This is a genomic window from Rhizobium altiplani (assembly GCF_001542405.1).
GTDB classification, from domain to species: Bacteria; Pseudomonadota; Alphaproteobacteria; order Rhizobiales; family Rhizobiaceae; genus Rhizobium; species Rhizobium altiplani.
Genome location: NZ_LNCD01000124.1, coordinates 232,152 through 243,436, shown reverse-complemented (window position 1 = coordinate 243,436; position 11,285 = coordinate 232,152). Strand labels below are relative to the sequence as shown.

General features: G+C 54.6%; 16 protein-coding genes. 7 read left to right on the top strand and 9 right to left on the bottom strand.

From position 1 onward, the window contains the following. Positions 1–69 precede the first annotated feature (69 nt). Genes AS026_RS31480 through AS026_RS31460 form a run of 5 tightly spaced genes read right to left on the bottom strand, consistent with a single transcriptional unit; the run spans position 70 to position 3,983 of the window. Positions 70–633, bottom strand: a complete 564-nt coding sequence (locus AS026_RS31480; RefSeq protein ID WP_062368490.1) for a UPF0149 family protein — start codon at positions 631–633, stop codon at positions 70–72. Continuing rightward, positions 630–2,204, bottom strand: a complete 1,575-nt coding sequence (gene tnpC / locus AS026_RS31475) for an IS66 family transposase (RefSeq protein ID WP_028749712.1) — start codon at positions 2,202–2,204, stop codon at positions 630–632. The genes AS026_RS31480 and tnpC overlap by 4 nt, the downstream gene beginning before the upstream one ends. A 48-nt stretch (positions 2,205–2,252) precedes the next feature. Then, positions 2,253–2,609 (bottom strand): IS66 family insertion sequence element accessory protein TnpB, encoded by a 357-nt coding sequence (gene tnpB, locus AS026_RS31470; RefSeq protein ID WP_028749713.1) that lies wholly within the window; start codon positions 2,607–2,609, stop codon positions 2,253–2,255. Beyond that, positions 2,606–3,076, bottom strand: coding sequence for an IS66-like element accessory protein TnpA (tnpA, locus tag AS026_RS31465; RefSeq protein ID WP_062368489.1), 471 nt, complete (start codon positions 3,074–3,076; stop codon positions 2,606–2,608). The genes tnpB and tnpA overlap by 4 nt, the downstream gene beginning before the upstream one ends. A gap of 28 nt (positions 3,077–3,104) precedes the next feature. Next, entirely contained in the window at positions 3,105–3,983 is an 879-nt protein-coding gene (locus AS026_RS31460) for a terminase large subunit domain-containing protein (RefSeq protein WP_160330127.1), read from the bottom strand. A gap of 319 nt (positions 3,984–4,302) precedes the next feature. Here AS026_RS31460 and AS026_RS43775 point away from each other — a divergent pair, with 319 nt between their 5' ends. Next, entirely contained in the window at positions 4,303–4,515 is a 213-nt protein-coding gene (locus AS026_RS43775; RefSeq protein WP_062374486.1) for a hypothetical protein, read from the top strand. A gap of 131 nt (positions 4,516–4,646) precedes the next feature. Beyond that, positions 4,647–5,378: a hypothetical protein gene (locus AS026_RS31450; RefSeq protein ID WP_131815363.1), complete on the top strand. Its 732-nt coding sequence runs from the start codon at positions 4,647–4,649 to the stop codon at positions 5,376–5,378. Between the two features lie 45 nt (positions 5,379–5,423). Here the strand turns inward: AS026_RS31450 and AS026_RS31445 are convergent, their stop codons facing one another. After that, positions 5,424–5,843 (bottom strand): hypothetical protein, encoded by a 420-nt coding sequence (locus AS026_RS31445; protein ID WP_062374482.1) that lies wholly within the window; start codon positions 5,841–5,843, stop codon positions 5,424–5,426. Between the two features lie 182 nt (positions 5,844–6,025). Here AS026_RS31445 and AS026_RS31440 point away from each other — a divergent pair, with 182 nt between their 5' ends. The 3 genes from AS026_RS31440 (at position 6,026) to AS026_RS31430 (ending at position 7,206) form a co-directional block, all read left to right on the top strand. Then, entirely contained in the window at positions 6,026–6,322 is a 297-nt protein-coding gene (locus AS026_RS31440; RefSeq protein ID WP_131815362.1) for a hypothetical protein, read from the top strand. Further along, the gene (locus AS026_RS31435; protein ID WP_062374478.1) at positions 6,322–6,732 is read left to right on the top strand and encodes a hypothetical protein; all 411 of its coding nucleotides are present in this window, start codon (positions 6,322–6,324) and stop codon (positions 6,730–6,732) included. Before AS026_RS31440 ends, AS026_RS31435 begins: the two co-directional genes overlap by 1 nt. 81 nt (positions 6,733–6,813) lie before the next feature. Continuing rightward, positions 6,814–7,206 carry a hypothetical protein gene (locus AS026_RS31430; RefSeq protein ID WP_131815361.1) on the top strand — a complete coding sequence of 131 codons (393 nt, stop codon included), beginning with the start codon at positions 6,814–6,816 and terminating at the stop codon, positions 7,204–7,206. 94 nt (positions 7,207–7,300) lie between these two features. Here AS026_RS31430 and AS026_RS31425 read toward each other — a convergent pair whose 3' ends face one another. Further along, positions 7,301–7,867, bottom strand: a complete 567-nt coding sequence (locus AS026_RS31425) for a hypothetical protein (protein ID WP_062374474.1) — start codon at positions 7,865–7,867, stop codon at positions 7,301–7,303. Positions 7,868–7,903: 36 nt separating this feature from the next. Here AS026_RS31425 and AS026_RS31420 point away from each other — a divergent pair, with 36 nt between their 5' ends. After that, positions 7,904–8,407, top strand: coding sequence for a hypothetical protein (locus AS026_RS31420; protein WP_131815360.1), 504 nt, complete (start codon positions 7,904–7,906; stop codon positions 8,405–8,407). A 398-nt stretch (positions 8,408–8,805) separates the two neighbouring features. On the opposite strand, the gene AS026_RS31415 is transcribed toward AS026_RS31420, so the two are convergent. Then, positions 8,806–9,183 (bottom strand): hypothetical protein, encoded by a 378-nt coding sequence (locus AS026_RS31415; RefSeq protein ID WP_062374470.1) that lies wholly within the window; start codon positions 9,181–9,183, stop codon positions 8,806–8,808. On the opposite strand from AS026_RS31415, the gene AS026_RS31410 reads away from it, so the two are divergent. Beyond that, a complete protein-coding gene (locus tag AS026_RS31410) occupies positions 9,171–10,562 on the top strand; it encodes a flagellin N-terminal helical domain-containing protein (protein ID WP_131815359.1) in 1,392 nt (463 codons plus the stop codon). The two genes, AS026_RS31415 and AS026_RS31410, sit on opposite strands and share 13 nt — an antisense overlap. Before the next feature lie 83 nt (positions 10,563–10,645). On the opposite strand, the gene AS026_RS31405 is transcribed toward AS026_RS31410, so the two are convergent. After that, positions 10,646–11,263 carry a recombinase family protein gene (locus tag AS026_RS31405; protein WP_062374508.1) on the bottom strand — a complete coding sequence of 206 codons (618 nt, stop codon included), beginning with the start codon at positions 11,261–11,263 and terminating at the stop codon, positions 10,646–10,648. Positions 11,264–11,285: the final 22 nt, after the last annotated feature.

Here is an 11,285-nt window from a genome sequence, read left to right as displayed (position 1 = left end):
GTGAGCGCAACGAATGGCCCACGGCTTTCGTGATTTGACTAAATAGGTTTCTGGCTTTCTGGCTCTCGGTCAGAACTTCTGCTTTGCCCGCTTCGGCATAAAATAGGTTCGGATATTGACGAGTGCTTCGGCGACGGCAGCAGCATCCTGGTGGGTCGCTTTCCGTTTTACCTCGCCGAGCTTGCGGATCGGCGCAATGATATCCCCAGTGACGGCATGACCTCGAAGGACAGGCTGCCAAAGCCTTGGCGCGTGTCGTGTTCCAATGAGAAAGCAGATGTCCCAATCAAATGGATCAAGGGTCTGATCATCGATCTGGGTGAACCTTGGCCGGTGGTCTTTCGGTCTCTCGGAAAGGCTTGCAGATATCCGATTATACTCTGCAACGATCGTCTGCACGGCCCGATGTTCGGTTGTTTCCATCGGCAGGTTTAGGGCATCCGGGCCGGTCAGTTCCGGGATCCATTGCCGTGGGTCGATGAACCTGGGGCCGATGATGAGGGCCGTAAGATAACCATCGAGTCTGCTCATTGACCAGATAGGCGATGGCGGACGACGTCTCCTGATAAAGGCTTCGAATGCGTCGTCATCGAGCTTCGGTCGCGGCGTCATCTCCTGGCTGTTCTGTGTCATGCCGCTTGTCGCTCCTGCTGTGTCATCGCTTCGCGTTCCGCCTTCCAGGCCCAAGGCAAAAGGCTCTCCATCTCGTTGGCTTTCACTTTGCCGGAGATGATGCGCTCCAGCACATCGGCAAGCCAGACGTCGGGGTCCACGCCGTTAAGCTTTGCCGTGTTCACGAGCGATGCCAGGACAGCGAAGGTCTTTCCACCCCGCTCGTTGCCCACGAATAATGAGTTCTTTCTCGTCAAAGCCACGGATTTCATGGAACGCTCGACGACATTGGAGTCCACCTCGATCCGGCCATCCTCTAGAAAGGCTGTCAATCCGCTCCAGTGGTTGAGCATGTAAGTGACTGCCTTGCCAAGTGCCGATTTCGACGACACCTCGTCGCTCAGTTCGGTGAGATGGACCTTCAGTTCTCTCATGATGGGAGCTGCCTCACGACGCCTGCCGCTAAGCCGGGTATCTTCATCTTCCCCTCGTAGTTTTGCTTCGATGCGATAGATTTCGGCAATCCTGGCAAGGATCGACAAGGCCTCCGAAGAGCCGGTCAGTTTGACGACGTCAACGAACTTTCGCCGTGCATGAGCGAGGCAGAAGGCCAGCCGCATGGGGGCAACGTTGCTCTTGCCGCGTCGTTTGACCATGGTTTTATAGGCTTGATATCCATCAACCTGAAGCACGCCGGCGAACGACGACAGTTGCCCCTCGATCTCGCGAGCGCTGCGGCTTTCGGCAAAAATGTAGGCCACCGCCGGCGGCGCCGGACCGTTCCATGGCCGATCGTCAACCGCTTGTGCCCATAACTGGCAGACCTTGGTTCGTTTGCGCCCCGGATCGAGGCGCGGAAGTGGCGTCTCGTCACAGAACACCCTCGGCTGCGAGCGGATGAAGGCGGTGAGTGCATCGTAGAGAAGTTCGAGCCACCAGGCGACCCGCGTGACCCATGCCCCGAGCGTACCGCGATCAATGATGACGCCGCAGGAGGCCAGCATCTGCGCCTGGCGATGCAGCGGCAAATGCCAGGCAAACTTCGAAACGGCGACATGGGCTGCAAACGCCGTGGTCACCATGCCGCCGTCCATGATGCGTGCTGGTGCGGGTGCTTGCACGATGCCACTCTCGCAAGCCCGGCATGCATAGCGTGGCCGGATCGTCCGTTTCACCCGGACTACTGCAGGCACGATGTCGAGCGCCTCGCTGACATCAGTGCCGATGCAATGAAGTTCGAACGAACAGCAGGGGCAAGTCTTGCTCGCTGGCTCGATGAGCTCGTCATAACGCGGAAGGTGTTTCGGCAAACGGCCGATATTGCGGGCTGGCGATCGCCGTGCCTGCGTTTTGTCTTCATCGACCGGCGCGACATCGTCATTGGCAGCAACGGGAATGTCGCCTAGATCGCCAAGATCGAGCATTGCCTGCGTTGGATCGATCGTCGTCATCTTCTCCGATTTCGTCCCGAAGAGCTGGCGCTCAAGGAAGGCAACGCGCGCCTTGAGATCGGCATTCTCTTCGTCGAGCGAGAGAATGATCCGGGTCAATTGCGCAGCATCCTGGGGCAAGGGATCGGGTCGAAGCGGCATGACAGACCCTACCACACGGGTCTGAATCTTCAAGCAAAACCAATAGGATCAGCCTGCTTTTGAGGGCCTCCTCACCGCGTTTCGTTTGACGCGCGTCCAGTCAATGCCGGCCAGCAAAAGCGAGAACTCCTGGGCACTCATCTGCATAGCGCCATCGCGGATCGGAGGCCAAACGAACTTGCCCGCCTCCAACCACTTCGTCGCTAGGATCATGCCTGATCCGTCCCAATAAATGCAGCGAAGCCGATCAAGACGCTTGGCGCGGAACACGAACACGTCGCCACAATAGGGATCGGCCGCAAGGGCTGACGCCACCAAAGCTACCAGGCCATTCATGCCGCGCCGGAAGTCGACGGGTTGCGTCGCAACCATGATCTTCACGCCATTTGGCGAAACTCCGATCACCGGCGCCCTCGCAACGCCGCTACCATCGCCTGCGCCAGTTCAGGCGCTACCGAGCCGATGACCGTCATGCGTGCGCCCGCAATCTCGATCTCAATTCGGCCAGCGAGAACCTCTGGGGCATTCGATGGCGAGCCTTCGTGTCGTGCGCCATCCCCAACCACTGTCACCGGCACGAACACGGCAGGCGGCAAACTAGTCTTTGCCGACCGTTGAGAGGTTAGTCCGGCTTCCCGTCGCCACACATTCAGCAAGCCGCGATTGACGCCCCAGCGCCTCGCAACAGCCGAAATGTTCACTTCAGGTTCTGCGCTCTCCGCGAGAATCCGCGCCTTCTCCTCGTCAGTCCAATTCCGCCGCTGCCGCCGACCGGTGATCACCTCGATCCGCCGATACTTTCCCTCATGCCTGGCTTCATGCATGCCTTCATCCATGACTTCAAGCATGGCATCAGCGCGATCTCCAACCATCCCGGTCCACTCCTATCAATGATAGAGCTTATCTCGAGGCCTCATTCACAAAAGAAAAGGTGGGCTGTTCGTCGCGCTCACCTTCAAACGGGGCAACTGCAAGAGTGTTCTCGATTGCCTCACGGACTAAATGAGCCGGAATAACGCCATCGACCTCATCAAGCGGAAACTCACCTTCCACGTTGATACGATAGTCGCGAGAACCCTTGCCGCCGTAGCCGATAGCCATGGCTTCGTAGGCTTCTTTCGCAAGACGTGGATTATCCGACATCTTACCGTGGACTTTCGTCCAGATGGTCGAGATATCTTCGTGCTCCCACGTGTCGTAGAAGAAGCCGGTCGTGCGGGCGGGGTTGGAAATCAGGCAGAGTTTCGGATTTTGGTCCGTGAAGATGTTGCCGAGAACCTGAAAGATTTCGTCGGGAACACCTGACGCCTCGTCCACGAAGACAAAATTGTTGCGCATGTGGATACCACGTGCGCTCTCGATGTTGTCTTTGTTTGCCAGACGGTACGCGGCGAATGCACCTGTAGGAGAGTCCTTGCGGGAAAGCCGCGTGGCTTGGTAGTCGAACAGGTCTTTCCACTCGGGGTCCATGCGGCCCCAAATGATGCCGATCTCCTTCCAGATACCGTCTTTGATCTGGCTTTCGCCGGGGCCAAAGATCGTCACCTGTACGTCGTTATGGGTGAACAGTGCCCACAGGATCAGGATCGCCATGATGTGGGTTTTGCCGAAGCCGACACCGCCTTTGAACGTTGTGCGGAGGCTCACCAACCACTTAATCGCAAATTCGATCTGCTTCGGACTAAGTTCGCTACCGCAGATATGCTTCGCGAAAAATGTAATGTCTTGTTTGCAGGCCAGAACGATTTTTTGTTTCTGCTCATTTGTAAGTTTAGCCATAAAATACCGGAATTGTTAGTTCCGGTTATTTATTCAGGGTTACTGAATTCCGCTGATTTACAACAAAACACCTACTTCTGCGTGCCCATCAGCAAAGCGGTTGACTCGGGAGAGAAATAGAACAAAATAGGAACATTCACATGGAGGTTCCTATGACCCGCACAGAAGAAGTGATCGCAAATGCGTTGGCCGTCCTTGCGGCTGCTCGTGCAGAACGTGAACGCGACCAAGAACGACGTGGGCGGGTATTCGGCAGGATCGAGATTGGCCTCAAGCCCTCATTGCCGAAAGGAACCCAACTTAGCCTGGACTTGCATTGATGTTACCCGCCGCAACACATGACCACGCCACGAAGCATGATCTCGATTATGAGGTTGAGGCAGCGCTCGCGTGGCACGACGCTGATCCGAAAGCCACCATCGCGACATTGCTCGCGGACATCCGGCATCTTCGCCTTCAGCTGTCTCTCGCGGAAACCCTGATGAGTCGCGGGATGGCTCGTGGATGGTCGCCCAAGTACGAACGAGATTGACTGCAAACGGTCCAAACCAGTCATTTGCCGGTTGAAGCACCGGTAGAAGCATAAGTCTCGATAATAAACTCATGGTATCTTAAGGGTCACTTAGTACAACCAAATACAGGTTGCCACTTTGGTCTCAAATGATGCGCTACTTTATAGCAGCTGCAGTGCTCGGGATACTTGCTTGCCTCGTGCAATGCGAGAAGTTGGGTTTTCACCATTGGGAATGGCATCAAAAGCTGACGGTGATCGTCGATACTCCCAATGGACTTAAGACTGGGAGTTCCGTTGTCGGGATCGAGATGAGCGTAGGACCGCGATGGTCGCAACTCATCGATGCGGGGAGATTGACTATGCGGGGCGAGGCGGCAGCCGTCGAAGTTTCGCGGGGCAAATATTTGTTCGCACTCCTTGATAACTACGACGGGTCCACAGCTCTCGAGATGTTCCCTATGGGCGGCAAACCGCGCGGAATGGAAGAGGAGGAATACTACAGGCGGATCGATGAGATGGTGGCTTCACGGCAAACTGTCGTTCTTCCCGTCGAGTACTATCCACTGCTTGTTAGTTTTCGCGATTTATCCAATCCGATGAGTGTCGTTGCCCCAGGGCCGGTCAGTTTCAAGGGCTTAGATTTCCCAACCGTCGCTAAGCCACGTGACCTCTCTCGAGTATTCGGCCCCGGATACTCGATACGGTCCATTACACTCAGCATTGTCGACGACGATGTTACCGAAGGTGTGATTGATCCGATACTGCCATGGCTTGACCAGTACCGGGACAAGGCTTTCGATGGCAGGACGATACGTACCATTAAGGCAACTAATCAGCTCGCAAACTCTTTGGGAGCGGGCTCTTTCCGGATAGATAATTAGAAGCCACACATGACCGCGGTAGCACGAAGCCGTCACCTTTGAAGTTCATTTCGGGTCGATTTTTGGTGCCGACGCGGGCTTTGGGTCAGGGGTCTCTTGGCCCTCGTCCACGTTGATTGCGTCGGCTAGCCCCTTCAGACTCGCTTCACTCGGCAAGCGTGGCTTCTCTGCCCAACTCTGAGCCATCCGTACCGCACCCTCGGCCAATGACATGCCGACGATACCGATGCCGAACGCTACAGCATTAATCGTGCTGAACTGTGTGATATCGAGGGCCATCCACTGCACAACCAAGGGTGTCAGGTAGGCCGCACAAAGCGTACCAACGAAACCACCTGAGATTTTCTCCCACTTGGACGCGCCCTTGTTTAGCAGCGACCGAACAAGCGCACCGGCTAACCCGGCCGTAACATGCGTGGGGTTGATGCCGATGCCGATGAGAAACGCGGTGATACCTTCAAACACGGCACACCACCTGGAATGCAACCTTTGGATTTGATTTTCGAAACATTCTGCCCTGCCTGATCTGTGAGATTACTTCCGGTATTTACGGGAAACAGTCGGTTTGAGGCCCCAAACAGACGCCAATCGCTAAGACGCGTCAGAAAAGTACTTCCTCGGTAAATACCGTTTTAGGGAGTGCAAATATGAGCAGAATTCTAATGAACATCGCTGGCGGTCATATGCGCGGCGAGATCAAAGCGTTGATTGACGATAACCCCACGCAAACCCACGAACAGACGGTCACGGACTGGATTGACCGCCGCTATGGGGGTTGGGTGCGCAAGCACATGGATAAGCCATTCATCATCACCGACGTAATCGTAACTGGTAGCCCAACGAATGTGCCGCCGGATCTAGCTGGCAGTTTCATTATCGATTTCGAGAACCCGAATGACGAAGACTTTTTCGTCCGCAATGTGGGTGGAAAGATCATTCCATAATGGCCGAGAAGAAGGAAAAGAAGCCGCGCACGCCCGCGCAGATCGAAGCGCAGAAGCGTAACTCGTTCAAAAAAGGCCAATCGGGTAATCCAGCTGGACGCACACCGGTTCACCCTGACGTGAAGGAGGCCTTCAAGGCGCTAACATTCACCGCACGCGACACTCTTTTTGATGTCATGGTGAACGGCAAAAACGACGCGAGCCGAGTAGCTGCGGCAGTCGCTGCCCTGAATCGAGGATGGGGCGCACCAACACAAGCCGTCGAGGTCGACGTCACCCACAAGCAGGATTGGTCAGCACTGTTGAATGCGCTGGACGCACACACTGCGGCAAAGACATTGGTAGGGATTGCCGAAGTACCATTGGTGATCGAGGCCGAGCTACTCGAGAAGCCAGACGACCCCAACTGATAAGCCGTATTGCGTGCTTCCCGTTCCACAATTTTGGTGCGAGTATTGTTCCGTCGCAATTCGCTCGACACTGGGGGAACAATGACAGCAACGGGGTGGTTTTGGATCGGGTACATCTGCGTAGTAGCGGGCCTTATGTATGCGAGCTCAGTTTTTCCGGCAGATGAAAATCAGACGCCTCCAACCGAAAAGAAAGATCGCTTCCTTCGCAGTGCTCCCCACCCGCTGCTATTCTTCGAATTTGCATGGCTTATGATAGTTCTGCCGTTCCTGATCTATCTGCCGTTCCCATGGGCGTTTCCGACCAAGGCGGGCGAAGAAGTCGATCCGTTTTTGCTGCTCGCCTATTCGCTGTTCTGGCTGTTTTGGGCCTTTCACGCAATTTGGCCAGTTGTCCGTATCTGCTTTGGAATGGCAAATTGGTGCAGGCGTTGGCTCGGAACTCTGCGGCGGCAAGGCCAAGACGCTAACTGACATTGCCCGCAGGGGGGCTCCCGACGCCAGCTAGCACGCGGAATATGGTTGAAAACGGTTTGGGACCAAATACCCTTAAATTTTGGGGGATCTACTATTCGTCGTCCGGTTCGTTATCGGGATTGAAAAAGCCTTCCTCAGTAAGAAACCTCTTCCATTGGCTCGCCATCGCCTCGAACACTTCAAGAATCGGATATTTCACGTCGTTGTATATAATGAAGGCATAGGGGGCGACTTCCGGCTTTAGCCGTACACCCGCTCCGGTCACCATGTTAGGCATTTGAGGTCCACGAGTGACCTCGACATGTTTGACGCTGTTGGCGATCTGGCGACAGAACTCCAATGCTAAGAGGCGGTCCTTATTAATCTTGCCGAACCCCTTTAGAATGCCTTTCGATGGCTCTCCCTTCGCATCGAGCCGATTTTTGCCTGTTAAGCGGAAATGCTGAGCGTCGTTGCTGAAATGCAGGACCCAATCAACGATGTGATTAGCTGTAACGGCGCAATCGAAAGCCGCGTATCGGACATTCGCGGAGGCCACACTTGATTGCAGCCGTTCGATGTCGAAGAGCAGTTTCTTGTAGAGATCGTAGGGTGTTTCGAGCCCAAAGGTTTTCGTCTTTGGTTTTAACCGATTTTGCCTGTCAGTCTCTGCGTTCATGGAGAGATACCGATTGTAGCTATGAAAGGGATATGCTTGATTTCCTGCAACCTAACAACTGTTGCGGGTTTTATTATGCGGGATTTCACTCAGCCGCGAGATGCAAGAGATGCACTTGAGCGGTTCCGTACTGGACTTGCCCTCGCGGAAGAAGAGGAGCGCGAACATCTGTTCGTGGCCTTGGAACGCGACAAAGATGATGTGGACCATTTCCGGCCCAAGACGGCGGAGCAGTGGGCAGAAGACGGTCCCAAGATCATCCGATATCTTGACGACTTCGCCAACCGATCACCTCATTGGCTTGCCTTCGAGTGGGATGCAGGTTTTGGCCATCATCGCTACATCAAAAAGATCAGATCGTATTACGGTGGCATCGATATGGTCTGGGCAAACTTTTTGGAGAAGGCCAACTTGCTGAATACGCATTTCATGTTTGTCTGTTTTAGCGAACGATGCTTTGCCCAGAGATTTCGGCTGGATCACGAGATCGGCCGTGACTATCGGATCGATCCCAACTATGTGCGCCCTGTCGACAGCTGAAAACTCTCAAATACGTATCAAATGGTTGAGTAAGTATAGAGGTTTTTAGAGGGACCTAAGAGTGCGGTCCTGCATGGAAATATAGTCAGCAAGACGCACGGACGCTCAGCATGATAGCGCAGCTATATCCGCTGTTGCGCAATAAGCCCTGCCCTTCCCGTACTCCTTGACTGCTTCCCGGCCTCCTGCGGCTTGTAGTCGTAAAGACGCAGAGACGTATCGTCCGCACGCGCTAGCCCTCACGCACAGCGCAATGCAAAGCACGAGCGTAACCCAGCGGAAGAGCCTCCTAAGGACTCGGTGGTAGCAAGCCCTTGCTTTGGCCTGGCTGTGCATCAGGCATGGAAAAGCCCGCCGTTTCCAGCGGGCTAACTCCGATTGCGCAAACGGAGCGTTGATTATTTGCGCTTTGCACGGCCCTTCTTGAGCCGCTCCGAACGCTCCATCGAGTGCAGCGCAATCGCGTCCTGCAGTTTCTTGTCCTGCTCGATGGCAGCCTTTGCCGCCGTGAGGATATCGACAACCTTGTCAAGATCAGCAGCACGGAACAACTTGCTGCCGGCGATCTCGAAAGCATTACGACCGATCCGTACCACGTAGCCCTGTGCGTCCTTGCGGAACCACAGCGACCGCGTGTTGATCTCCTTGCCGTCCTTGATCTGCTTGGCGAATTCAATCTGTGCAGCGAGTTTGCCCATGAAGATAACCAGTGGGCTTTGTCCACCCACTACGCCAGTTGTTGCAGCTGCCTTGAGGAGATCGATTGCGTTTGCCATTTGCTAGTCCTTTGCACCAGCAGCGCCATTGCTGCTGTGCTATCCGATCAATAGCCGCTGGCAACTCAGAGCAACCTAAGATTTTACATGCGCAGTGCTTTGACCCCGCAGACGTTGTGAATATCAATCACTTTTACCGGTTCGATCTACCATTCGTTAACCAACAACCTCTTAGTCTAGCAGCTCAAGGCTGCATGACGCGGCTGTTTTCTCGATCATTCCTACCAATAGTTTCATTTTTGGCTATCATGACGTCGCTTGTTACGAATACATCGGCAGCAGTTGCTCTTCAAACACTTCGCTCGGTCGGCTCCAGCCTCCAAGACACCCAAATCCGTGTTTCCAGCGGGCTGCGGGTTCAAAAGGCGTCTGACAACGCCGCATACTGGTCGATTGCAACCACTATGCGTAGCGACAACCTGGCGATTGGTGCTGTCAGTGAAACATTAGGGGTAACGCAGTCGCTTTTTTCGGTCACCTATGAGGCTCTGGAGACGGTAATCGATGAGATATCGACCATCAAAAGCCTACTGGTGCACGCCGCTGACTTGCCCGATTTCTCCGATGCGAACCCCTACGATTCGTTCGCGGAGCGGGACCGCTTTCTCGCCGACTTCGAAAAGAGTCCGCTCGGCAAAATCAGTTCGGAGATCGATCAGCACTTAGCGCAGATTCTTACTGCGGCTAACTCAGCCTCTTTCAACGGTTTGAACTTATTGGTTAATCCAGTCGGCGGCCGTGACCAGACCGTTCCCTGGGAATATCCGGTTAGCTACTCAAACGGTGGGGTATTAATGAATGGACTCGATGTCAAAGACGTAACTCTCTTCAACTTGGACCTCGGTCAATACTACGATCCCGGCGACCCCACGGAATGGATTGCGCAAACCGGTATAATCGATGGGGCGTTTTCCTCGTATGTCAACACCGATGCGGGTACAGACTGGAATATTAACAGTCACTTGATAACTGGCGCACACATCGACCCCTACTACAATAGTGGCAGTACGGTTGAACAGATGGGCACTCAGAATTTTCTCCTAGGCATCGAATATGTAGGCCATGGAGGAGGAAGCAGTGCAACCATAGACCGTGCGCGCGTTTATAGTGAGATGATGGCTGGGGTGGACGAGATTCAAAAAAAGATCATCACAGCGGCATCGATAGTCGGATCAGCCCAAAAAGGTCTGGATATGGCTTCCGATCATCTATCCCGGCTAACGGACGCGAATGATCGCGGTATTGGCAGGCTCGTCGATGCAGATATGGAGCAGGAATCGTCCCGGTTGGCTGCACTTCAGACTCAGCAGCAGTTGGCAGTACAGTCGCTCTCCATAGCAAATTCGTCGCCCCAGACGATTCTGACGCTGTTCCAATAAAGCAAGCCTCGGTTGGAAGTTTGCGATATCATATCAATTGGTTGAGCAGCTATAGAGGTTTTTACAGCAGCGAGAAGGGGGGCCTACCTGGCCTCCATCCCCAACCGATTGAGGAGCCGGACCACCTGCCCTGCACCCCATTGGGCTCCGCGTGACGTTCGTACAGCGCGTTCGTTCAGGGCCATAGCAATTGCTGCTGGCGTGTCGATGCCGCTGTCTATGAGCGTCCTAAGGACCGGCAGGATGCTTTGGGTGAAAGCATCTACTCGATCCTGCGTGGACTTCTGAGCACCACCTAACTTAACGCCCCTCGCCTTCGCAGCAGCTAACGCGGCTTTCGTCCGCTCCGAGATCATCTTGCGTTCCTTGTGGGCCAGGATCGCATACAGGTGGAGCTGGAACTCGTCGGCATCCGGCATGTCCGCACAACGAATGCGGACGCCACGCTCCATCAGCGAGAGCAGGAATGCCGCATTGCGTGACAGCCGGTCCAACTTGGCAACCACCAATGCAGCATTATTCGTGCTGGCGAATTTCATCGCCTCGTGTAGCCGCGCACGATCATCGTTCTTCCCGGATTCGATTTCGACAAACTCAGCAATCGGATTGTAATGAGCGACCGCCACACGCTGCGCTTCAAGCCCCAGACCTGACCGGCCCTGTTTCTGTGTGGATACGCGGAAATAAGCGACGTACTGCATGAAAACCTCTGACATTAGACGC

Coding starts and splice junctions, on each gene's coding strand:
- AS026_RS31480 (WP_062368490.1), bottom strand. CDS start 633: ATGACACAGAACAGCCAGGAGATGACGCCGCGACCGAAGCTCGATGAC.
- tnpC (WP_028749712.1), bottom strand. CDS start 2,204: ATGCCGCTTCGACCCGATCCCTTGCCCCAGGATGCTGCGCAATTGACC.
- tnpA (WP_062368489.1), bottom strand. CDS start 3,076: ATGGTTGGAGATCGCGCTGATGCCATGCTTGAAGTCATGGATGAAGGC.
- AS026_RS31460 (WP_160330127.1), bottom strand. CDS start 3,983: ATGGCTAAACTTACAAATGAGCAGAAACAAAAAATCGTTCTGGCCTGC.
- AS026_RS43775 (WP_062374486.1), top strand. CDS start 4,303: ATGTTACCCGCCGCAACACATGACCACGCCACGAAGCATGATCTCGAT.
- AS026_RS31450 (WP_131815363.1), top strand. CDS start 4,647: ATGCGCTACTTTATAGCAGCTGCAGTGCTCGGGATACTTGCTTGCCTC.
- AS026_RS31440 (WP_131815362.1), top strand. CDS start 6,026: ATGAGCAGAATTCTAATGAACATCGCTGGCGGTCATATGCGCGGCGAG.
- AS026_RS31435 (WP_062374478.1), top strand. CDS start 6,322: ATGGCCGAGAAGAAGGAAAAGAAGCCGCGCACGCCCGCGCAGATCGAA.
- AS026_RS31430 (WP_131815361.1), top strand. CDS start 6,814: ATGACAGCAACGGGGTGGTTTTGGATCGGGTACATCTGCGTAGTAGCG.
- AS026_RS31425 (WP_062374474.1), bottom strand. CDS start 7,867: ATGAACGCAGAGACTGACAGGCAAAATCGGTTAAAACCAAAGACGAAA.
- AS026_RS31415 (WP_062374470.1), bottom strand. CDS start 9,183: ATGGCAAACGCAATCGATCTCCTCAAGGCAGCTGCAACAACTGGCGTA.
- AS026_RS31405 (WP_062374508.1), bottom strand. CDS start 11,263: ATGCAGTACGTCGCTTATTTCCGCGTATCCACACAGAAACAGGGCCGG.